Source organism: Algoriphagus halophilus (genome assembly GCF_900129785.1).
In the GTDB taxonomy this organism is placed as follows: Bacteria; Bacteroidota; Bacteroidia; order Cytophagales; family Cyclobacteriaceae; genus Algoriphagus; species Algoriphagus halophilus.
Genome location: NZ_FSRC01000002.1, coordinates 537,214 through 559,709, shown reverse-complemented (window position 1 = coordinate 559,709; position 22,496 = coordinate 537,214). Strand labels below are relative to the sequence as shown.

Annotated in this window: 16 protein-coding genes; 2 read left to right on the top strand and 14 right to left on the bottom strand. The window is 38.8% G+C overall.

The window, feature by feature from the left end; translation table 11 throughout:
• Positions 1-92 precede the first annotated feature (92 nt).
• Genes BUR11_RS14450 through BUR11_RS14435 form a run of 4 tightly spaced genes read right to left on the bottom strand, consistent with a single transcriptional unit; the run spans position 93 to position 7,122 of the window.
• A complete protein-coding gene (locus tag BUR11_RS14450) occupies positions 93-1,400 on the bottom strand; it encodes a hypothetical protein (RefSeq protein ID WP_074225695.1) in 1,308 nt (435 codons plus the stop codon).
• Positions 1,401-1,448: 48 nt separating this feature from the next.
• The gene (locus tag BUR11_RS14445) at positions 1,449-3,614 is read right to left on the bottom strand and encodes a hypothetical protein (protein WP_074225694.1); all 2,166 of its coding nucleotides are present in this window, start codon (positions 3,612-3,614) and stop codon (positions 1,449-1,451) included.
• A gap of 36 nt (positions 3,615-3,650) precedes the next feature.
• Positions 3,651-5,594 carry an adenylate/guanylate cyclase domain-containing protein gene (locus tag BUR11_RS14440; RefSeq protein ID WP_074225693.1) on the bottom strand — a complete coding sequence of 648 codons (1,944 nt, stop codon included), beginning with the start codon at positions 5,592-5,594 and terminating at the stop codon, positions 3,651-3,653.
• Positions 5,581-7,122 (bottom strand): FAD-dependent oxidoreductase, encoded by a 1,542-nt coding sequence (locus BUR11_RS14435; protein WP_074225692.1) that lies wholly within the window; start codon positions 7,120-7,122, stop codon positions 5,581-5,583. The genes BUR11_RS14440 and BUR11_RS14435 overlap by 14 nt, the downstream gene beginning before the upstream one ends.
• Positions 7,123-7,601: 479 nt before the next feature.
• On the opposite strand from BUR11_RS14435, the gene BUR11_RS14430 reads away from it, so the two are divergent.
• Positions 7,602-10,526 (top strand): WD40/YVTN/BNR-like repeat-containing protein, encoded by a 2,925-nt coding sequence (locus BUR11_RS14430; RefSeq protein ID WP_084561040.1) that lies wholly within the window; start codon positions 7,602-7,604, stop codon positions 10,524-10,526.
• A 100-nt stretch (positions 10,527-10,626) separates the two neighbouring features.
• Here the strand turns inward: BUR11_RS14430 and BUR11_RS14425 are convergent, their stop codons facing one another.
• Together BUR11_RS14425 and BUR11_RS14420 are read right to left on the bottom strand one after the other, a co-directional pair.
• On the bottom strand, positions 10,627-11,157 hold the full coding sequence (locus BUR11_RS14425; RefSeq protein WP_074225690.1) for a VOC family protein: 531 nt from the start codon (positions 11,155-11,157) through the stop codon (positions 10,627-10,629).
• A gap of 57 nt (positions 11,158-11,214) precedes the next feature.
• Positions 11,215-11,940, bottom strand: a complete 726-nt coding sequence (locus tag BUR11_RS14420; RefSeq protein ID WP_074225689.1) for a DUF6090 family protein — start codon at positions 11,938-11,940, stop codon at positions 11,215-11,217.
• Positions 11,941-12,195: 255 nt separating this feature from the next.
• On the opposite strand from BUR11_RS14420, the gene BUR11_RS14415 reads away from it, so the two are divergent.
• Positions 12,196-15,489 carry a WD40/YVTN/BNR-like repeat-containing protein gene (locus BUR11_RS14415; protein WP_074225688.1) on the top strand — a complete coding sequence of 1,098 codons (3,294 nt, stop codon included), beginning with the start codon at positions 12,196-12,198 and terminating at the stop codon, positions 15,487-15,489.
• Between the two features lie 310 nt (positions 15,490-15,799).
• On the opposite strand, the gene BUR11_RS14410 is transcribed toward BUR11_RS14415, so the two are convergent.
• The 8 genes from BUR11_RS14410 to BUR11_RS14375 all read right to left on the bottom strand — a co-directional run bounded on the left by BUR11_RS14410 (position 15,800) and on the right by BUR11_RS14375 (position 22,494).
• A complete protein-coding gene (locus tag BUR11_RS14410) occupies positions 15,800-16,516 on the bottom strand; it encodes a DUF6090 family protein (RefSeq protein WP_074225687.1) in 717 nt (238 codons plus the stop codon).
• On the bottom strand, positions 16,513-17,238 hold the full coding sequence (locus BUR11_RS14405) for a hypothetical protein (RefSeq protein WP_074225686.1): 726 nt from the start codon (positions 17,236-17,238) through the stop codon (positions 16,513-16,515). The genes BUR11_RS14410 and BUR11_RS14405 overlap by 4 nt, the downstream gene beginning before the upstream one ends.
• A 111-nt stretch (positions 17,239-17,349) precedes the next feature.
• Entirely contained in the window at positions 17,350-19,035 is a 1,686-nt protein-coding gene (locus tag BUR11_RS14400; RefSeq protein ID WP_074225685.1) for a potassium channel family protein, read from the bottom strand.
• A 168-nt stretch (positions 19,036-19,203) separates the two neighbouring features.
• Positions 19,204-19,941, bottom strand: coding sequence for a DUF6090 family protein (locus BUR11_RS14395; protein WP_074225684.1), 738 nt, complete (start codon positions 19,939-19,941; stop codon positions 19,204-19,206).
• A gap of 123 nt (positions 19,942-20,064) precedes the next feature.
• Entirely contained in the window at positions 20,065-20,676 is a 612-nt protein-coding gene (locus BUR11_RS14390) for a hypothetical protein (protein WP_074225683.1), read from the bottom strand.
• A 76-nt stretch (positions 20,677-20,752) separates the two neighbouring features.
• Positions 20,753-21,496, bottom strand: coding sequence for a DUF6090 family protein (locus BUR11_RS14385; protein WP_074225682.1), 744 nt, complete (start codon positions 21,494-21,496; stop codon positions 20,753-20,755).
• A gap of 1 nt (position 21,497) precedes the next feature.
• Positions 21,498-22,187 carry a DUF6090 family protein gene (locus tag BUR11_RS14380; protein ID WP_143186011.1) on the bottom strand — a complete coding sequence of 230 codons (690 nt, stop codon included), beginning with the start codon at positions 22,185-22,187 and terminating at the stop codon, positions 21,498-21,500.
• A 115-nt stretch (positions 22,188-22,302) separates the two neighbouring features.
• The gene (locus BUR11_RS14375; protein WP_074225680.1) at positions 22,303-22,494 is read right to left on the bottom strand and encodes a hypothetical protein; all 192 of its coding nucleotides are present in this window, start codon (positions 22,492-22,494) and stop codon (positions 22,303-22,305) included.
• Positions 22,495-22,496: the final 2 nt, after the last annotated feature.

Below are 22,496 nucleotides of genomic sequence, written 5' to 3'. Positions count from 1 at the left end.
AAATGCATTTACACTTGAGCTGTGTCAGTCTTTCTCGGGAGGTCTTTATTGTATTGATCCGCCGTTCTATGGGATGCTAATTTCTTACTAACCTATCCTAATCTGCTCCTCGTAAGAGTCTGAAAACTTTTGTCTTCATTTTTTTCCAGCAAAACCTTGTATATAACTTGGTTTACCCGAGTGGGGTAGATGGTACTGGAAGTAGGTCTTTGAGCTTCGATTCCTCCATATAAGTGACCAATTGTAGACACCTGATTTTTCAAAAGGCTATAATCAATAAGAGATTCTTCGTTTTTAAATGCTGAAGAAGGGATGAATATTGCATTGGCACCAAGAAGTCCTGGCATTTCTGGGTCTTGTGGAGGGGATTGAATGTATTGGTACATCTGACCTTTTGAAAAGATCATTTGAGTAATGCTTTTCACAAATGGAATTTTTGCTCCACTATCTCCATTTTCCCAAGAGTTTCCAGCAGTATGATATTGGTTCTGACCTATACCTCCTAATAGAACTGTAATGCAGCTATTGGATTCTTTGTCAAAAATACTTGCTTTGGCACAATTGTATTGATTGCTAAGCTGTTTCAAAGGGTCAACAGTAACTGAACATTCATCCTTTTTAGGGTCGTAATAAACGGGATTATAATACCCGTTCCCTTTGGGATCAAATACTCCTCCAAGTCCTGCTAGGAATGTTTTTTCATTTTGATAAATTTTTACTGCATTTAAATCCCTTCGGTGTAAACTTTCGTGTTTGATTTCCCGGACTAAGGTTATTTCTTGATCCTTAAGTTGAAATACTCGGATGGCTCCTGTGTAAAGACCAGATTTCCCGGGATCATATACGCCCTCAAAGCATTGTCCAAAACAGAGATAAAAGAAGTCTCCGATTTTCAGTAATTCTCCTCCCGTAACTTTTAAATGAGGGCTACAAGCTTTTGCTACAACAGCTTTTGAAGGATCTCCTTGTCGCTCAATTTCGATCATCAATTTTGGTAAGTCAAAAGCAATCAAGGAATCAAAAGTGTCATCACTCTGCTTATCCGTGGAATGTCGGGCTCCAAATCCTCCTACGATATAGAGGATGCTTCCATCTTGTTCAAATTGCATATTGGAAGAGAACAGCTGCTCCCATTCAGGATTCTTGAGGTCTAACTTTAATTCAAGAGATTCAAAACTGCTTAAATCTATCGCCCAAATCGATTGATTGACTCGGCTTTGTTTGAAGGGTTTTTGTAATTGATTTAAGCCATGAAAACCTTCATCTCTACCTCCAAGAATTATTAATTTATTATCCCAAACTGCCCAAGCTCCAGATTGTATCAAGGGCATCCTTTCAGGTTGGATCAAAGGCTCAAGCCGAATGGAAAAGGAAGGAAAATCTAAAGAATCAGTATGCATAAACTTTAGGGTTAATAGATGAAAAACTTGGTATGTGAAAACAAAGGATTACTCATACTTTTTAGCCCAGGCCAGAATCAATTCTCTTTGGGATCTGCTCAACTCCCTGGATCTTCCCATATATAACACGTCGTCCCAAAGGCTTGGATTTGTACGTTGTTTGACCATGCCTGCCATGATACCATTCTCCCATGCTTCTTTTGTAAAAGGATGGATTTCCGCCATGATTGGATACACCACATCGTAAAGCTTGAAAACCTCTTCGTACATGACTTCAAAAGTAGGAGGTGCATATTCCGGATGGTTTGGATTGGTATATTTTTCGTAATCTTTCTTCGGATAAACCCGTAGGGTAGCAAAACTTCCAGTATCCATGATGGTATAATTGGAAGTGGTGAATGTAGGGATTACATCGTCCGGATATTGACCCTTGTACACAAAGTAGTAAACCGCAGTGTTTTTTATTTTGATTTGATTGGATACCAAATGAACGATGTCTGTGTCTGCAACCTGCTGAGTCCACACATTGTCCGGTCCTTTTAAAGGATCATTGGCCGCCTCCGGAACAATGTATTCAGCGATATAAATCTCTATGGGTTGAACGATCGGTTTACCTCTTTGGAAAATCCTTAATCTACAAGGTTGCTTCTGCTCAGAGAAAGACATATAGCCCTCATCAGGATCGTCTCCTTCTTCCCCATAAAGACCCTTTTCGTCTGTTAAGATCATGTAGGTGGATTCTTTTAAAACAAGTTTTTCTGAGCCGTCAATTAACCCATACACATAGATGTACTCGTTTTCTATGGTGTCAATAGTAGCAGGATCAGTGATCACAAAATCGAATAAACAGCCCTGAGCAAATACTTTAGAAAGGGGATTATTCATTGGGTCTACCTGAATTGAAGCAAATTCCGAAGATGAATCGGGTCCGGTTCTAAAGCTTAATGTACCCAAGTTCAAAGTCTCAAAGGTTGCTTCCCCTCTTTTGGCGGGCTGAACTTTGTCAACCTGAAATGGAGGGTCCATCAATTCCGGCCAACTATTACCCATGTCCACAGAGAAAATGGATAAGGTTTCAGAAAGTTTACGGTTAGAGGCAATTGCTGGCGTCAATTGAATAGGAATCTTACCATCGTTACCTGTATTGGTAAAAATGGGCTGAGTATTCAATGCAATCAAATTTCTTCCCGATACGGCTGATTTCATATCTTCTTCATACCAAGGAGAAATACTTCCTACTGTAGTGGCTTGTGCAGGATTTTTGATTATTCCTTCGGGTTGATAGAGTTCTGGATCATATCTATTTTCAAATACTTCGAAGGTGGAAAAGCTGACAAAAACGCCTTTCAAAGGTCTGCCGTCATAATTATTCTGAGATTCGAAAAATGAGATCAGTTTGCTTTGTTCTGAATTTGGGATGGAATCCATAGGAATGCTCGAAACCCATCTTGCAGAACCTGCCATGGCTGGAAGCCAATTGACTACTCGCCAACTTCCATAGATCATTGCTGAAAATCGGAAGGGTTTACCTTGGAGAAATACTTGATCTGGTTCAGTTTCTTTGAATAAATTCACGGAAGAGCAAAAGATATTAGCATAGATGCTTTGGCTAGAGATGGTTTCCGCAATCACAGCAGTACTAATTCCACTATCCGGTTTCGTGTCTAGGTTAAATGCACAGGTTAGTAATTCTCCAATTTCTTTGGTTTGAGAAGGGTTGTTTTCTGTCCAGGTATTGACTTTACCTCCCTGATAGGTTTGGACACCAGCCACTTTTGTATCATACATTTTCACGCTCATGTCCCCATACATATTCCAATAGCCAGGTGGGTTTCCTATCAAATCGGCTCCTTCTACCTTTCCTAAGTCCTTGTCAGCCGCTTCATAATAAGGATTATAAGCAACATCCAAAGCTTTGGAATCTTTTCCCAATGGGTTTCTACACCAATCCCGTAGTTTGTCAATCGTATTGATAGGCTCGACTTCTATGTACCAATATCCATTCTCAACATCATGGATGATCTTGGGGTTAATTGTTGGCTTTACCTTTTCAGGAATAGCAGGATCAGAAAAGTATAACCTTGGGGGCAAAAAAGCTTTCGACCTTGTTTGGTCATACATGGTTAAAGGGAAATAATAAGAATTATTAATAGTAGGTACATTGATGTCAATTTTCCCACTAAAATGAATCCTTGGAAAGTCAAAAAGTCCCATAAAATTTTAAGTTTCTTACTAGTGATGCATGGTGTTTTATAATCTTTCGACAAAATACATGTCGATCATTCCTTTGTTTTTGGCCTCTATTTTACCTCGATAGGTACATTTAAAATCTTCTTTGACGTAATTATAGGTAGCTTCAGAAATATTTACTCTTCCGATTTCTCCAGAGCTTTCCATTCTACTGGCTAGGTTTACTGTATCCCCCCAGATGTCATAGGCGAACTTTTTTATGCCTACGATACCTGCCACTACTGGACCTGTATGAATTCCAATTCTCATCTCAAAAGGGGATTCCCCATTAGCGAGTTTTCGTTCTTTGTAGGATGCTAGGTATTCCTGAATTTCTAAACCGGCCTTGACCACGTCTCTGGCATGAGTTTGATTGGGAACAGGTAAGCCTCCTGCTGCCATGTAAGAATCACCAATGGTTTTTATTTTTTCTACATTGTATTTGCCCATGATTTTGTCAAAAGCGGAAAAACACTCATTGATTTCTTTGACCAAATCGGAGGGGGACATACTTTCTGATAAGTGTGTAAAATCCTGAATGTCAGCAAAAATTACTGTTACTTCTGAAATAAGTTTTGCTTTGGCTTTTCCCGTGTTTTTTAATTCTTCAGCAGTTTCTGCAGGTAAAATATTCAGAAGTAATTCATCACTTCTTTTTCGCTGATATTCTGCTTCATTTTTCTGTTTTACCACCTCTGCTGTTCTCTGCAATACTTTTTCCTCCAATTCCAGATTGACTTTTAATTGAAGCTTTTCATTTTCCTCCAATTGAGCGATGATCTTTTTCTGATTCTGTTCATTTTCCTTTTTAAGGATGTTGATCTGGTCTGCTAACGCAAATGACAACAACAGAACCTCAGACATATGACCAATAAAAATGGAATGGGTGGTGAAAAAATTACCTGAAATAACCCCATTCAAGGTAAGGATATACACTACTACCAAAACCAGAAATATTGACCATCCGATGAGGTAGTATTTTGCACTTTGAATTCCTCGGAAGTAGCTAATGACTGCGACTACAATAAAGTAAATACATGTGATCAAGCTTAGTAATTGTGCTAATCCCAGCCCTACAGGATAAGCGGGCGTAAAGTTCATGATGGAGATCAACCCATAGGCAATGATGGTGCCTACCCCTATATAGTAGATGACTTTTTGCTTCTTGGTGATCCGAAGAAAATTCATGGTAAACACCGTGATAATGATATTGGTGATACAAATCAAGAAGCCCAATCTAATATTCAGAATAGGGTGGTTTGGCCATAAAAACTGGAAGGAATAACCCTGTAATCCCATGTAAAAAATAACCGAACCCAGAATATATAAGAGGTAATAGAGGTATCTTTTTTCCCTAATAGAGAAATAAACAAATAGGTTATATAAGAAGGCAAACAGGATAGTACCGGCATAAAGACCCCAAAACAAATTGTGTTCTTGATTGTTCTGGGAAAAGACTTTATAGGTCGAGACTTCTATTGGTAAGAGAAGAGGGAATTTACTATGTACTTTTAAATAGATAGAACTCCTGCTTCCGGAAGCAATCGGTAATTTAAATTGGAAATTTTCTGATTGAATAAGTCGGTTTTTGAAGGGTTTGAGAAAGCTGCCCTCGAAATGGTTGGTAACTACTCCATCCGAAATGATGTATACCACAAGTTCCTCAAGAAGTGCATTGTCTAAGGTTAAATAAATTTCCTCCTCTGTTTGTCTTTCAAGGTCAAACCTGACCCATGCATCAAAACTGAGGTTTTCAAGGTTTAGAATTTTAGCATTGCTTCGTTCAAAAGAAAGACTTTGAACGTCTTCAATAGCCAAGGAATTTGTGGAATCTACATAATATTCAAGCTGAGGACCTAAAGTCACGCCTTCATTATCCCCAATTTTGATAAGGGATTGAGCCATCGAAAAGCTGATAGCAGCAAAGAATAAAACAAGAGATAGAATTGTTTTAATAAGCTTCATATTCAATAGCGCAATTTTCGAATAATGTGACTTGATTTGGATCCTCTATTAAATCAGGCCCAATGGATTGTTGATACCAAAAGAAATTATCTGGATCATATTTTTTCTTAATTTGAACTAGTTGGTTGTAATATTTGCCCCAATAGGCAGTTCTGAAATCCTCTTGTCCCCTGTATGGGTAGTTTTGATAGGAGCGACCATTTGCTAGTGGTTTCATAAATTCAAACAGATCATTGACCCATTTTTCACTAGCTCCCCTGTCATGGGTTTCTTTATTGAAAAATGCCTCCGTAAAGAAATCCATGGTGACATTTCTATGAATAAATGCACAGTTATCTTCAGGAATTAGACTTACGTTTCCACCATAGGCTTCCATGTCAATCATGGTGTATTGATTTGGCGCATGTTTGTAGAAAAATTTAAGAATGTCATACCAGTGATTGTAGCCTAATGGCTTATCGATATAGGTACTTCTACTAAATGCCATCACATCTTCCGGTATATCAGGAGTGCCTTCTAAAACTAGATTGTTGACCTTGGAATACTTTCCTTGATAGGAATCCATGGAAAACCCAGAGATATCCAATAATGGCTTTAAAGCATCCATAAAATCTTTTTCGGATCCTATCCAAGTCGCGCAGAAAAAGACCATTTTCTCCTTATTGTCATTACTTGAAATGATCGTTTCAATCCCCAGCTGGGGGAGTTTGCCGGGTTTTAAATAAGATTCCTGAATCGTAAATAGAACCTTGGCTGCAAGAGCAGGGTCTTTCTCGATGGGCCATCTCATTTGAACCCCAAAAATGGTTTCAAGGGGATGGAGCTTCAATTTTGTATTTAATAAGACTCCGAAATTTCCACCGGTTCCTCCTCGAATTGCCCAAAACAAATCTTTGTTTTTTTCTTCGTTTGCAATGACAATTTTTCCGTCAGCCAGCATTACTTTGACCTCCTTTACATTATCGCATCCCATGCCGTACATTCTGGAGGTTATACTGTAACCTCCTCCCATCATAAATCCTGATGGACATACCGTAGGACAATCCCCAGTAGGTGTATGAAGGTTGTATTGTTCAATTTTGGGGTAGAGATCCCCGAAATTTGCTCCTGATTCTACATCGGCAATTAATTGATCTTTGTCTACATGGATAGACTTCATCAGACTCAAATCGATCACCATTCCATCACAGACAGAAAAACAAGCTAAGCTATGCCCGCTTGACCTAATAGCCACCTGAAGATTTTCTGATTTTGCAAAAGTCAGGCATTTCCTGATGTCCGTGAAAGAAAGTGAATAGACAATTAGTTTAGGGTAAGTAGGGTATAAATCATCAAACTCCTGACGATCTTTATTATATCCCTTGGACCAAGGATATACTACTTTTCCATGAAGTTTCTCTTCCAGTTTGGCTAGTTTTTCCAATGATAATTTATAGCTGGAAGGAATCTTTTTTGAAGCCTTTTTGCTCCTTAAAAAATTTAGGGACTTGGCCTTTTTCTCTTGCAAAGGTGTCAATCGGTGACTCATCAGTTTACTAAGTATTGGTAAAAAAAAGTTATTATCTCAATGTAAGAATTTAGATCAATTAATGAGTGTTTGGGTCTTGATTTTATCCAATCCCTGATAAAAAAAATATAGAAATAATCTATTTGATAAATAGGTCAACTTATTATTTAATTTATTAAGCATCAGTTTATTTGAATAGATGGTTGCTTTTGGTCATTGGAGATGAGGTTTCTTTTATTGAATTAATCTGAATCAGGTTTGAAATATATTGATATCTTGAATTTCAGTTTCAAAAAAAGGAAGGCATTCTCATGAGTAGGCTAGTAGATCGCTTTCTAAAGCATAGTTTTTTTATCTTTCTATTTATAAGTAAAACCAATCTTTGCCAAATGCTTCAATTTCAACAACTCCGAATTCTATTAGTAGGGATACTTATTTTTTCTCTCTCCCCAATATTTGGGCAAGTTTCATCCTCTCACTATCAAAACCTTGAATACCGTATGATTGGTCCGTTTAGGGCTAGTAGAACAGTCGGGGGAGTGGGGATACCTTCCCAACCAAATGTGTTTTTTATGGGAGTAAATAATGGAGGGGTTTGGAAAACAGATGATTATGGTAGGACATGGAATCCTATTTTTGATGAGGCTCCTACGGGCTCTGTTGGAGATATTGCGGTAGCTCCCAGCGATCCTTCTATTTTATATGTCGGTAGTGGTGAAGGGCTTCATAGGCCTGATTTAGGGGTTGGAGATGGTATTTTCAAAAGTATTGATGGAGGAAAGACTTGGACCCACATAGGACTGAATGACATACAGCAAGTAGGTAGGTTAATTGTGCACCCAACTGATCCTGACATTGTTTTTGTCGCAGGATTAGGCCACCCTTATGGAGCAAACGAACAAAGAGGAGTGTTTAAGACAGTGGATGGTGGAGAGACCTGGAAAAAAGTACTCTATATCAATGAGAATACAGGTGCAATTCAGGTAGAATTTGACCCCAATAACCCATCAATTCTGTTTGCTGATATGTGGGAGCATCAGGAAGGCCCTTGGGAAAATGCAGCATTTTCTGGTCCTAATAGTGGGCTTTATAAAAGTACAGATGGAGGCGAAACTTGGAGAAAGATTACTAAAGGGCTACCGGGGGCTGATCAAGGCTTGGGAAGAATTGGGGTAGGAATTGCTCCAAGTAATTCCAACATTATGTTTGCTACTGTCGATGCCAGGGACAATGGAGGGATTTATAAAAGTGTGGACGGTGGAGAAAGCTGGTCTTTGATTCATCAAGACAGGAGACTTTGGGGTAGAGGAGGGGATTTTGCAGAAATTAAAGTTCACCCGAAAGACCCCAACCGGGTTTACGTTGCCAATATTGCCTCTTATACTTCTGCTGATGGTGGGAAAACCTGGTCTTCTCTGAAAGGTGCACCGGGAGGAGATGATTACCATAGAATCTGGATCAATCCATTAAATCCAGATATCATGCTTTTCGTGGCAGATCAAGGAGCAGTGGTTACAGTGAATGCGGGTCATACTTGGAGTTCTTGGTACAACCAGCCAACTACACAACTTTACCATGTCACTACTGATAATGCATTTCCTTATTGGGTTTATGGTGGTCAGCAAGAAAGTGGTGCCATCGGTGTTGCTAGTAGGGGAAACGGTGGGCAGATTAGTTTTAGGGAATTTATAGGTGTTGGAGCAGACGAATATGCTTACGTGGCACCTGACCCAAAGAATCCTGATATTATTTATGGAGGCCGTGTGATGCGTTTTGATAAGCGAACAGGCCAATCAACCAATGTAGCTCCGGAAGCTTTGCGTTCAGGTGATTACCGATTTGTGAGGACCATGCCTTTGCTATTCCATCCTGCGGATGATTCGATGCTTCTTTTTGGTACCAATGTATTATGGAAAACCACCAATGAAGGGCAAAGCTGGGAAATAATAAGTCCTGACCTGACCTACGAACAACCAGAGGTTCCGTCCAGTGTAGGCCATTACAAGACTCCTGAAATGGAAACGATGGCAAGAAAAGGGGTGATTTATGCGCTTGGGCCTTCTCCTTTGAATGTAGATATTATTTGGGCGGGTACAGATGATGGACGTGTACATTTGACTACTAATGGAGGGAAAGACTGGAAAGAAGTTACTCCTCCTGTGATGAGTTCTTGGGACAAGGTATCCCAAATAGATGCAAGCCATTTTGATGAAAAGACCGCATATATTGCCATTAATGCCATTCGAAAAGATGACATGGTTCCTTACATTTATCGGACGCGAGATGGTGGGGAAACGTGGGACTTAATCACGAATGGCTTGAATCCGAACGGTCCAGTGAATGTAGTCCGTGAAGATCCAGTCAAAGAAGGGTTATTATATGCAGGAACAGAGCGGGAGGTGTATTTTTCAATAGATGATGGGGAACATTGGCAGTCCCTCAGAAATAATATGCCAGCTACTTCTATTCGAGATATAGTGATTCATGAAAATGATTTAGTCGTAGGAACTCATGGTCGATCTGCTTGGATATTAGATAACATTGCTCCATTGAGAGAGATGGCTCAATCCCGAGGAAGGTCCGCTTATTTATTTACTCCTTCTGATACATATCGAGTAAGGTGGAATATGTTTTCAGATACACCTCTTCCTCCGGAAGAGCCGACCGGCCAAAACCCTCCCGATGGGGCGATTTTGGATTACCAACTCAATCAGTCGGCTCAGCAAGTCAAATTGGAAATTGTAGATGAACAAGAGCAAGTAATTAGGACCTTTTCAAGTGATCAGGAACCGGAAGAAATAGACAGCACAGCTTTGCCTCATCCTACCTATTGGATCAGACCAGAGCAAAAAGTAGGTGTTTCTCAGGGACACCATCGATTCATATGGGATTTAAAGTACGAAGCTCCTAGAGGTTCCAAGAGAGAGTTTTCAATTGCAGCAGTTTACAAAAACACGCCGAGTGCACCCCAAGGACCTTTTGTGAAGCCTGGAACTTACCGTGTACGATTGGCAGTGGATGGTGAGGTCTTTGAAAAACCATTGACGATCAAAATGGATCCCCGGGTAACTATTTCGGAAGAGGCATTACAAATGCAAACGGATTTGAGCAAAACTTGCTACGACAGTTACCATGAATTGCAAAGGATTGTTGAAGCGATAGATGCTTATTCCAAGCCAAGCGAGGAGCAATTGGCACTGAGAGGAATGGGAAGGGTAGGAAATCCAGATACTATGTATGGAAGTATCCGTGAGACAGATCCGGCTGATGAAACTTTGGTAGGCCTTCAGCAAAAGTTCCTATTTATGATGAATCTGATCCAAGCAGCGGATGTGCAACCTACCCAGCAAACCATTCGAGCGGTGAACTCTTTAAAAGAGAGTTTGGAGAAAATTAAATTGCGTTGGAAGGAGGTGAAAGAATAATTTGGGCGGAAAGTTTTGTTCTGCCCATCTAGCATTTTAATGAAGAGTACTATTTATATTCTAACAGTTTTAGGCTAGTGCTTAATAGGTTTTTAAGGAGTTAAATTCCTCCGGAGATAAGTTGGAGTAGCTCTATGGTCTCTCCGTCAGGTCCTGTGAAAAACATGGTTTTGGCTGTCACGCCCTCTATTTCAACCAAAGATAAAGGTCGTGAAAGTATTCCACCTGCTTCTTCCACACGCTTTCCTGCTGTTTCTATATCTTTCACTTCGACGCATACATGGAGATAATTTGCCGAACTGTTTTCAGGTTTAAATTCAGGGTTTTCGCCAACTTCTAATACAAAACCTTGCCCAGGAAATCTGAAAAAGGCCAAATTGATGTCAGACTCTGTAGAAACCCCATCAAGGTTTGTCCTTTTTAGTTTTTTGACATGCTTTGCTACTTCCAAATCGAATGCATTGGTATAGAATGCAATACTCCGATCCATATCAGCAACGCTCAAGTAAACATGATTGAACCGAGTCAAAGGCTGAAGGTCATTCGGTTTGGTCTGGCATCTAGCAAAAGCCAACAATATCCAAAATAGCTGAGCTCGTATAAATAAATAAATTGGGAATTGCTTTTTCATATTTATTTACTTTCTAATTCAGGAGACCTTTTTCTTTGAATCAAAGTAGAATTCTATTCAAGACACCTTCTTTTTGATCAAATTACGGAGTGCAAAATTTCTACTTTCCAGTTCTTCAAAGAACTCCATTGTTTCTGCAGCTTTAAGATTTGCCTCAAAAAGAACCTGTCCAAAATCATCCTGTAAAATTACTTTAGCGAATTGATCTAGATCCAATGGAGATTTTTCTTCTTTCTCATTGTCAAAAAGATAATCAGGGTTTAATGCCAAGTTTTTTGCTAAATAAGGCCTGACTGTTTCTTTGACCACATTGTCATATTGTAAATAAGAGTTGTCAACTCTTGCTAGGAATTGATAGTAGTCAAGAATTTCATTTATGATTTCATCATCCATTACTTGGGTGCCTATGTTTGGATGATTGCTTAGGGTAATAGAATGGTACCTAATTGAACCTCTGATTAATTGTGGATTTTCGATTTCAGAATATGAAAGAATTCCTTTTCCTGACATAAAGAGTTGCTTGTGGGTTTGCATCACAGCTGATAAATCAGATTCATAATCCTTGAGCAGTACCGAATCGGCCATCAGATCCACCATGAAATTTGACAATAGATTAAATTGGGCGGCATCTACTTTCCTGTTTTCATTCCAGTTATTTACCTGAAGCGCAATTAATATCCCGATCACAACTAGAAGTATTTCTCCCAAGGCGTAGGCTAGGTACCGAGTAAAGGTATTTGCTTTTAGAAGTTCTTGGCGGATTTTTCTAAAAAATGAGATCATTCAATTAGGGTGAGTTTCGCTTTTGTTGAAGTTAAGCATTTCTAGCATTTGTTTTTTTATCCTTCAGATTATCGAATGGCAAAAAACAGGGAAATGCCTAGGCACTAGGAGGATCTGTGAGTATCAAACATGAAATGTCCCCTCCCTATTGATTGGAACTTGATTTGGTTCAAGATGGCCTTTTGGGTAGAGAAACCTGCTATTTTCTAAGAATTTTTATAACTTCCTCTATACTACTGACCTAAGTAACTTCTTATGCTACAAAAAACCATCGCTTTTTCGCTGTTGCTTCTACTACTTACCGGTTCTGCTTTTTTCGCAGTAGCTCAAAAAAAGGAAGATGATAAACCTGCCATTTATAAAACCAATTGGAATAGCCTTTCCTTCCGATCCATTGGGCCTGCATTTACTTCGGGTAGGATCGCAGATTTTGCTGTAAATCCAGACAATCCAAGTGAATTCTATGTGGGTGTTGCCGCTGGAGGGGTTTGGAAAACTACCAACAAGGGACTCAACTTTGAGCCGGTATTCGACTCTGAGGGATCTTACTCGATTGGTGTGGTAGAGATGGACCCCAATAACCATAACGTCATCTGGGTTGGAACAGGAGAAAACAATAACCAGCGAAGTGTAGCTTATGGGGATGGGATCTATAAAAGTATGGATGGAGGAAAAAGCTGGGAGCATAAAGGACTCAAGGCATCAGAGCATATTGGGATGATTGCTATTGATCCGAGAAACTCGGATGTAGTATATGTGGCGGCTACTGGCCCTCTTTGGAGTGCCGGAGGTGATCGTGGATTGTACAAAACGACAGATGGAGGTGATAACTGGACAAAGATTCTGGATATTAGTGAGCATACAGGCATTCATGAGGTGCATCTCGACCCTAGAAATCCTAATGTGATTTATGCCGTAGCACATCAACGAAGACGCCATGTGTTTACCTACATCAGTGGAGGGCCAGAATCCTCTGTTTACAAGTCCACAGACGGAGGGGAGAATTTCCGCAAGATTGTCAAAGGACTTCCGAGTGGTGATTTAGGGCGAATAGGACTAGATATTTCACCAGCCAATCCAGACGTAATTTACGCGGTGGTAGAAGCGCAAGAGGATAAAGGAGGATTTTACAAATCCACTGATCTTGGAGAATCCTGGGTGCGCCAAAGTGACTATTCATCCAGCGGAAACTATTACCAAGAGGTAATCGCTGATCCAGTGGATGTCGACCTGGTCTATGTGATGAATACCTATGCGGCTGTTTCTGAAGATGGTGGGAAGACATTCAAGGAAGTTGGGGAGAAAAACAAACACATTGATAATCATGCCTTGTGGATTGACCCCAATAATCCCAATTATTTGCTCAATGGAAATGATGGGGGAGTTTATGAGTCTTGGGACCGTGGAAAAACTTGGCGTTTCTTCCCAAATCTTCCTGTGACACAGTTTTATAAGCTCGGAGTGAGCACTGACTATCCCTTCTACTATGTTTATGGAGGCACCCAAGATAATTTCAGCTTCGGAGGTCCCTCACAAACAACAGAGACTACCGGAATTAGTAATCGCGACTGGTTCGTGACAACACTGGGTGATGGTTTTGAACCACATGTGGATCCCGAAAACCCAGATATTATTTACAGTCAATCTCAGTATGGTAACCTGGCGAGATTTGATAGGAAAACAGGCCAGACCAAAAACATAGTACCTCAACCTTTGGAGGGAGATTACTCCTACAATTGGAATTGGGATTCACCTTTGCTGGTGAGCAGTCACGATCACAAACGCTTGTATTATGCTTCTGATCGAGTTCATCGAAGTGATGATATGGGCGAAAGCTGGCGTGAAGTGAGTGGCGATCTGACCAGAGGTATAGATCGAAACAAGCTAGAAGTAATGGGTAAGGTTTGGCCTATGGACGCGGTAGCAAAAAATCAATCTACTACGCCTTTTGGTAGCATTGTGGCCATTGCAGAATCTCCCATTGATGAGAATCTGCTTTACGCTGGCACCGACGATGGATTGATCCACGTGTCTGCAAATGGAGGAGAAAGCTGGACGCGTTACAGTTCATTTCCAGGCGTACCTGACATGACCTATGTGAATGAAATCATTGCTTCTGCCCATGATAAGAATACCGTATATGCGGCATTTAATAATCACAAACAAGGTGATTTTAAACCCTATATTTTGAAAAGTACGGATATGGGAAAAAGCTGGACAAGCATTAAAGCAAATCTGCCCGAAAAAGGATCCGTTTATGCTATTGCAGAAGACCCTGTAGCTGCAAACTTATTATTTGTTGGTACTGAGTTTGGGTGTTATACTTCGCTCGATGGAGGTCAATATTGGCAAAAACTGTCAAAAGGACTACCCACCATCGCTGTTAGAGATATCAACATTCAGGATAGAGAAAAGGACCTGGTATTGGGTACATTCGGAAGGGGATTTTATATTCTCGACGATTACTCGGCACTTCGTGAGTTGTCCAAGGAACTTTTAGAGAAAGAAGCACATATTTTCCCTGTTTCAGAGGCTTTACAATATGAACCTTATAGTCCCATCGCTGCAAGTAAAACCATCTCTTGGTTAGGCCCAAAAGGATTTCAAGGGGAGACGTACTACTTGGGTGAAAACCCTCCATTTGGAGCCGCCTTTACCTATTTTCTAAAGGAAAAATACCCTACGCTAGAAAGTGAACGAAAAAAAAGTGAGGATGAGAAAAGGAAAGCTGGTGAGACCGTTTATTATCCAAGCTATGAGCAGCTAATGGCTGAGAAAGAGGAAGAAAAGCCCTTCCTGATTTTTACCATTAAAGATGTGAATGGTGAAGTAGTTAACGAGATTAGAAGAGGTGCAACAGAAGGTATTAATCGAGTATTCTGGGATTTAAAATATCCTGCCATCGATCAAGTAAATACCAGTCTCGCAGATCCCATGAAAGATCTCCCATCAGGAATTATGGTACTGCCTGGAACCTATACTGTTGAGCTGGCAAAAAGTATCAATGGGGAAATAACCCCACTCACGGAAGCGGTACCCTTCGAGGTAAAAACATTGGATAATCAAATTGTCCCAATCGCAGATCCTGCAGCGATGCTCGCATTTCATCAGGAACTGATGGAGCTTTCCAAATCAGCAAATGGTGCGAGAAATTCTTATAATCAGTTGCGTGAAGCATTGAAATATTACCAGGCAGCTGCAAGAGTAGTGAAAAGCACCTCTTTGGATGAAAAAATTGATGCCATGGAAAATGTATTGGATGAGATTGAACTGACCATGTTTGGGGATCCAATCAAAAGAGAGCTAGAAATCGATCAGGCGCCATCGCTAAGTAGTCGGGTGAATACGGCAATATATTCTGGATCTACCAGTTTAACGGATCCCACCACTACTTCTAAAGAGGTTAAACGAATTGCAGAGAACTATTTGAATCCAGTCATTGCAAGTCTGAAGCAACTGGTAGAGGTTGATGTACCGGCCATCAATGCAGAGCTCGACGCAAATCAAGCTCCATGGACACCAGGAAGAATTATTGAGATAAAGAACTAAAATGAGGTTTCTGAATTTCGTTTCGCTCAACCCGGAATGACGAAGAAGGTTTATGTCAATCCGATTTTGTTGATCTGTGCAGGTAAAATAGATTCTAACCCGAGTCGAAACTTATTTTTGACTTTTTGGGGTTTCCTAAACGGTTATTTCTTTGATTGGTTTTCTATACCCATTTGTTGACTTGAAGCGCTAACATAGTTTCTATAACAACCAAAAATATTTCCCATACAGCATTTACTAAATATGTAGTGAGAAGTTGGTCTTCAGGAGTTTGTCTCGGATTTTTCTAAAAATTGAGATCATTTTTAAGTTAGTTTTTTAACTCGTTTTCAATGAGTTGCAAAATAAGAATGTTTAACGCTTTTACCTGATGTAATTCCTTTAGGGCATCGTTCATATGACTATATCGTTCTGATATATATGTTTCGAATTCAGGGTCTAAAATCAGTTTTTTATAGTTTGCAGGATGCTTGCTTGCCCCCATTTCCTTGTTTTTGAAACTTCTATAGGTCACTTTTGGAACATACTTTTCAATCACAAAGTCTTTGTTCATTCGGTGATCTAAACTCCATGACTCATTTTCATTGGCATCACTTACTATATCTTGCCAGCTGAATAATAAGTTTACCAAACTGTCATTTTGAATCAAATGAATATTACCAGAGGAAATGCCAGATCTTAATGCCCCAGATCTAGAATCGAATGTCCAAATCCAACTGGAATTTTGAAGAAGAAACCTCATGGTATCTTCAGGTATCAACTCCATATCTTTTTCTTCTAAAAGCAATAATCTCAGAGAGTTTTTGGAAACCAATTCATCATAGAAAATGACTTCATTTAATTGTGAGAGATTGGATTGGAACTCTTGAGTCAAGGCATTTAGAAGTAGGGCTTTTCTGATATTATCTTTTTTCTGCTCATTCCAGTTATTCAGCGCAAAAGCACCCAAAATACCGATGGTAATTACCAGTATCTCCAGAATATATTCCGGCCATTTTTCTTTGAGTGTGGTAAAGATTCTTTTCATGATTCAAGTCTTTGGATTTCTTCCTCCAAATCTTGAATCATAGATACCACTGATTTCTTAAGATTTGTATAAAAGAACTCGATATACGATCTGGTACGGTTTCTCTGGGTTTTGATGAAATAAAGGTACTCCTGGTCCCTTTTAAGGGATTCAAAGTCTATAGGAACCATGGTGCCTGAAAACGTATTATCCGAATTTGGATAATTCCAACCTTCTTCAAACCTTCCCTTCAGGATATGCCTCATCCCATACTGGACCTCTGCTAATTCCTCTGCCTCACCCTGTAGGAAAAAATCATATTGCGAATCATATATTGAAATCAGCTTAGTCCGAATATCCTGATTGGAAATAATGTCGAGTCCCTTGGATTTTGCAGTTTCAAAGGAGCTGGTGGAATGAACAAAATGCATCGGAAGAATTGAATAATTGAAATGGAATGCAAGTGAATCATGGTAAGTGCCGTCATTTTCCAATACCTCCAGGATTAGGTCTAATGAGCCCTTGCTTTTTCTGAGTTCACCCATATTTAAATCAATTTCCGCCAGATCGGTCATCAGTTCTATCTTGCAACCTTTCAGGATTTCAAGTTCTGCTTTTCGCCGGTTTTTGTTTTCCCCATAGTTTGTTAGCTCAAAGGCACTAAAGATGCCGATGATCAAAACGAGAATTTCCAGGATGTATTCCGGCCATTTTTCTTTGAGGGTGATAAGTAATCTTTTCATGTGTTTATAATTTTTTATGGCACATGCCCGCCCGGCTGACACCATTTGGGTGGGGAATCTCTCTAGGAGATCATCACAGTATTTACTGAATTCGACATGCTCGATTTCATATCAATTCAATAATTGACTTATCAATGAAACAGAGAATATGGTCAGCATAAACCAGCCGATAAACCCCTGGATTATTGCGAGGTATCTGGGTAATCCCTTGATGGGAATCTCTCCAAAACCTAGTGTAGTAAAGGTATTGATGGAGAGCATGAGTGCATTCAGTACTTTAATCAACAGATCATAAGTCAAGGCTAACAAAAAAGTTCCGGTCAGCAGAAATGACTTCCAAGCTTTTTGGCTTCCAGGAAGATCTTCCCAAGTCCCTTTTAAAATGTCGAATTTACTTAGGATTTTAGCAGTCATTCGTTTGCCAGAAACAGCCCAATGATAAAGAGGGAGAGCTGTTGCAGAAAAGAACCTCGGTATTGATTTTCCCGAATTCGAAATCAGAATTTTGAATTCTTCATACCCCATTAGGTCTTGTTTTCTTTCTTCGAGATAAACCTCGTGAACTCCGGCATTTCTCTGAAGGTATTTAATGAAAAAGCGGTAGCGATCCAAGATTCGGTTTTTGCCATGTGCATCCCAAGAATTGGGGAAGAAAAGGTAGATGAGGGCAAATCCTAGGATCACATAAATAGAAATCAAAATTGCTTTGGATGGACGTGTGCCATAATCACTAAATACACTCAAAAAGCGATTGAGCGAAAAAACCAGCCAGTTTTCAAAAGACCTATCTTTTTTATAATGGTATTGAGAATAAGCAGTTTGTTTATTTCTCATCTCTACATAGCAATCATTATAGCTGTCCATTTCCGATCTTGATTTATAGACCGCCAACAGTTTGGCATATTGTGCTATTACGTGATCATAGTTTGTTTTGGAAGAAAAGTCCTCAGCTTTGTTTGCGAAAAAATAGGTCTGATCTGTGAGGGACTGAACTCCAATTTTATGACTAATTTGACTGAATGGGAGATAGGTGTTTTCAGTTGGAAGCTTGCTGCCATCCAGATTGATAAATGAAATAGTGGAAGCTATTACTTCTAGTGTATTATCAATTTGAAGGCGACTTAATAATAGATCAGATTTAAAGGTGCTTTGGTGAATGCTAACAGTGTTAAACTTACTGGTTTCATTGAAGCTAACAATTTCTTCAAAAGTTGAATTTTTGATATAAACATTTGGGATACCCTGGTCACTGGAAAGCTCAAATGACTTATGAAATCGACAGTTATAAAAGAGGATATCCAATGGCTCTTGAGGATTGTTGTTTCTAAATTCATCTTTGAATTCACAATCATAATAAGCCAAATAAAAAAGCGTGTTGATGATACGGACTTGGTGTTCATTATCAAAGACGCAATTTTTAAAGGATAGTCTCCCATTTTTTATTCTAAAGAAATCTACTCGTTCTTTGAAATGTAAATTCTTCAATGATAAACCACTGAACAAGTACGGATCACCCATAAACTGAATATCCCAGATATTGATCCTTTTGTTTATAGTCATCCTGGGGAAGGAATCAACCGGTTCATAGGCAACGCTATCTGAAAAGGAAATGTAATCCTTGTCCTTTATAGGGTCAATCAAGATTTTAAGATTTCTCTCCCTGTAGATTTCGTCTGGCCAATTATTGACTTCTTCAACCCAATCGGTGAGAGATGGGATCGTTCTCCATTGTGCACCTTCCTGACAAAATGCAGTTTGGCTAAAAAAAAGTAGAAAGATAATAGTAAACTTCTTCAATTCGATTGGGCTGGTGATGGCTGATAAAAACTTCCAAGAAGATAAGGAAATTATTGGAAATCATGCATTTGGCTTCCCTTCAAAAAATACAATTTAAACTTTTGATAGAAGTAGTTTATTTCAATACAGGCCAACAATTAAGCAAGAAACAAATCATAATATATTCCTCTAACTGTTTGTCTCTTCAATCAATTGTTCCAATGTTTTCTTAGCAGTTTCTAACCATTTCTTCGTCAATTTGTACATGTACAGTTTATCGTCGATCAGGTTTTCGAATCTAACATCTGATAACAAACCGCTATTACTTTTGCCTAATGTTGAAGATTCGTATTTAAAGTCAGAATGGGTCGTATCGATATTCCTTAAGGATCCAAACTCTTTGACATAAGAGATGATTTCCTCGCCTGTCTCCTCTGACCTCAATTGCACTTCCAACATTTCATTTTGTTGTCTTGACCATTGATATAGTAATAGTTTTAATCGTTCGTTTTTTAGGTTAGTTATACTCCCCGAACTGGTTAAACTATTTAGAATATATTGACTTGGTTTCCAATTTGGTGATTGAAGGCCCGAAGCTATCCACCTATCGACCGAGTCTCTCAAATTAGGCGAGGGTTCCCTTGAGAAAGAGTCAAATAATTTTTCTAAGGAGTATATAACCTCTTCAACTTCGATTGATATAGAATCCAAGTCTTTCAGGTTGTCTTTAAATTCAACCTGTAGGTTTGTCAATAATTGAATTTCCTTTTCTGCATCTTTTCTATTTTCATTCCAATTATTTACCTGTAATGCAATCAGAATTCCAATAACCACCAGAAGGATTTCTCCCACAGCATATGCAAGGTACCTGGTCACTCTATTTTGAGCTAGGAGTTTTTGACGGATTTTGCGGAAGAAGGAGATCATTTGAGTTTGATTATTTCTGATTCAATCAAGTTCCTCAAGTTTTCTACTTGTTTTTGAATTCCCTTATTGAAAAAGGCCACTGCCCTCCAGTTTACACCAACTCTTGATAGTTTATTTTGGTATTCAAGATCTTGCCATTTTTTCAAAGTCATAAGAGAATGAAAGATTCAATGATTGTGCATTAGTTTCTGACCTGATGTACTTATCGTAATAAATAAGGTTGTTTTGAATTGATTGCCCTGCATTTCCCAAAATTAATTCGGTTGACTCAAGTAGGCTGATAAAGGCGTTCAGCTGGTTTCTGACCTCTAAGTTGTAAATCAAGTCTAGTTTCCCACTACTTTTCATTTCATCGTAGGTAGCCATTGGCAGGGCAGGATAGGTAAATCGGTAAAACTGTCGAATGGCAAGGTCAAATTTTACTTCTTCTCCCTTGGGAATGCTTTTTTGATCAAAACACAAAAGGGCGAAGCTAATAAGCTCCATAGACTCAGTTGCATCAGCAATAGAAGATTGAGTACGAATTTCTATCAACTCGAAATCCTCCAGAAGTCGTTGGTGAAGTTGTAAAGAGATTTTCTTATTAATCCGTTGTTGGTTCCACTCGTTAATCTGCAAGGCAATCAGAATTCCAATCACCACGAGAAGAATTTCACCCACAGCATATGCAAGGTACCTGGTCACTCTATTTTGACTTAAGAGTTTTTGACGGATTTTGCGGAAAAAGGAGATCATCTTAATTTTTTTTATGCAGATTTTTAAAACTTTTCAAGTTCTTCAAGAATCAGAATCACAGCCATGCCTTTACCAATTAGTTTTGACTTTCTTCAGAAAAGTATTTCTTAAGAATCTGAGTTGTCCTCTCTTGTGCTTGATTCAAATATGGCAATATGATTCTATAATAGTTCTTTTTGGAAGTACCCCAAGAGTTCAATCTGACTCCAATAGTTTCAATATTAGTCGCCTTCCATATTGCATCGGTGACTGGTCCATTTTGTAATAATTGAATATCGACCGGAATTGGTAGTTTAAAAGCCTCGATATTACTGAAATATAGATCAATATATTTTTCTGAATCGCGCTCAACAATTACTTGAAATGAATTTAGTTTAAATAGATCTTCTTGGAGGTCCAAACTTATAAGTTCAAGCCTTCCGGAGTTGGCAAATGAACGATAAGTGTTATTATTGAACCCACTAAATGGGGTAATAAAAGGCACCATTTTAGTATTTATTAAGCCTATCAAAGCATTTTTATCAGTCCCTATTTCATTGATGAGACTTTTAAACTGCGTTAATTGCTCACTTTCCAATTGAAGTTTTTGAATAGTGGCTTTTAGATAGGAAGTGTCTGCTTGGAGATCTTTCTTTAGGGAACTTCGAAAGACCTCACGTATTTTATTATTCTTTCTTTCTTCATTCCAGTTATTTACCTGTAAGGCAATGAGAATTCCAATCACCACGAGAAGGATTTCTCCTACAGCATATGCAAGGTATCTGGTCACTCTATTTTGAGCTAGGAGTTTTTGGCGGATTTTTCTAAAAAATGAAATCATTCTATTTTTTTTTATTCAATTCTTCCTCTATCATCTGGAGTGTTATTTTTAGAAAGTCTTTTAAGTTTAATTCGTTTATTGACACGTAATCATTGTTATGCTTGTGATGCCAAATTTGATTCTCAAACTCTAAATATTCTTCCTTAGCTATATTGAACTTAAATGGGGATTTTTCCTGGTAGTTCTGGAGATATTTTTTCTTATCAAAAGGAAGTTTTTTAGTAAGCTCTCCATTTGCTAAAGGGAAATGTTTCATTAAAAAAGGCATCATGTTCATGGTATAATTATCAGATCTAAAAAGAATATCCTCTTCTTGATCTATTAAGAGTGTCAGCCAATTAATAATCCGAGTGCGAAGGGCATCATTCTTAAGTAGGGTTAATTTTCCTGAATTCACGATTTCACTAGATACTCCTGTTTGAGCATCAAAAGAATTAAATGTACCAATCCTCACTAGTAGGTCATCCAACAAATCGGAATCATTTGCGATAGAATTGGATCTTATTAATTGGGTGAGTTGCACACAGGCCTCAGTTACTTTAGTATTGATAGTGATACTAAAGTTTAACTCCTCAAGATTATTTTCAAATTCATCTTTTAGCCCTAAAAGAATTTCTAATTCTTCATTATTTTCAATTCGCTGCTGATTCCAAGTATTTATCTGCAAGGCAATCAATATTCCGATTACCACTAAAAATATTTCTCCTATAGCGTATGCTAGGTATTGGGTGACCCTGTTTTGACTCAGGAGTTTCTGGCGGATTTTCCTTAAAAATGAAATCATCGTTTTTTATTATCGGAAAGGTTTAGCCTACTTTTCCATCCCCATCAATATCTTTCCCGAGTTCTTTTTCGAGGAGATGCAGCGTTTTTATTAACAAGAGTCTTGTCTTTTCAAGCTCTTCCTCTAAGTACAATACACGTTGCTCGATAGAAACTGCCTTTTCCTTTTGTTCTTCTATTTCACTTTGCTGAATTAAATCCCAAAACATTCCCATGA

What these genes read in the sequence shown, in the direction of transcription:
- BUR11_RS14450 (WP_074225695.1), bottom strand. Translation starts at nt 1,400, where the DNA reads ATGCATACTGATTCTTTAGATTTTCCTTCCTTTTCCATTCGGCTTGAG.
- BUR11_RS14445 (WP_074225694.1), bottom strand. Translation starts at nt 3,614, where the DNA reads ATGGGACTTTTTGACTTTCCAAGGATTCATTTTAGTGGGAAAATTGAC.
- BUR11_RS14440 (WP_074225693.1), bottom strand. Translation starts at nt 5,594, where the DNA reads ATGAAGCTTATTAAAACAATTCTATCTCTTGTTTTATTCTTTGCTGCT.
- BUR11_RS14435 (WP_074225692.1), bottom strand. Translation starts at nt 7,122, where the DNA reads ATGAGTCACCGATTGACACCTTTGCAAGAGAAAAAGGCCAAGTCCCTA.
- BUR11_RS14430 (WP_084561040.1), top strand. Translation starts at nt 7,602, where the DNA reads ATGATTGGTCCGTTTAGGGCTAGTAGAACAGTCGGGGGAGTGGGGATA.
- BUR11_RS14425 (WP_074225690.1), bottom strand. Translation starts at nt 11,157, where the DNA reads ATGAAAAAGCAATTCCCAATTTATTTATTTATACGAGCTCAGCTATTT.
- BUR11_RS14420 (WP_074225689.1), bottom strand. Translation starts at nt 11,940, where the DNA reads ATGATCTCATTTTTTAGAAAAATCCGCCAAGAACTTCTAAAAGCAAAT.
- BUR11_RS14415 (WP_074225688.1), top strand. Translation starts at nt 12,196, where the DNA reads ATGCTACAAAAAACCATCGCTTTTTCGCTGTTGCTTCTACTACTTACC.
- BUR11_RS14410 (WP_074225687.1), bottom strand. Translation starts at nt 16,516, where the DNA reads ATGAAAAGAATCTTTACCACACTCAAAGAAAAATGGCCGGAATATATT.
- BUR11_RS14405 (WP_074225686.1), bottom strand. Translation starts at nt 17,238, where the DNA reads ATGAAAAGATTACTTATCACCCTCAAAGAAAAATGGCCGGAATACATC.
- BUR11_RS14395 (WP_074225684.1), bottom strand. Translation starts at nt 19,941, where the DNA reads ATGATCTCCTTCTTCCGCAAAATCCGTCAAAAACTCCTAGCTCAAAAT.
- BUR11_RS14390 (WP_074225683.1), bottom strand. Translation starts at nt 20,676, where the DNA reads ATGATCTCCTTTTTCCGCAAAATCCGTCAAAAACTCTTAAGTCAAAAT.
- BUR11_RS14385 (WP_074225682.1), bottom strand. Translation starts at nt 21,496, where the DNA reads ATGATTTCATTTTTTAGAAAAATCCGCCAAAAACTCCTAGCTCAAAAT.
- BUR11_RS14375 (WP_074225680.1), bottom strand. Translation starts at nt 22,494, where the DNA reads ATGGGAATGTTTTGGGATTTAATTCAGCAAAGTGAAATAGAAGAACAA.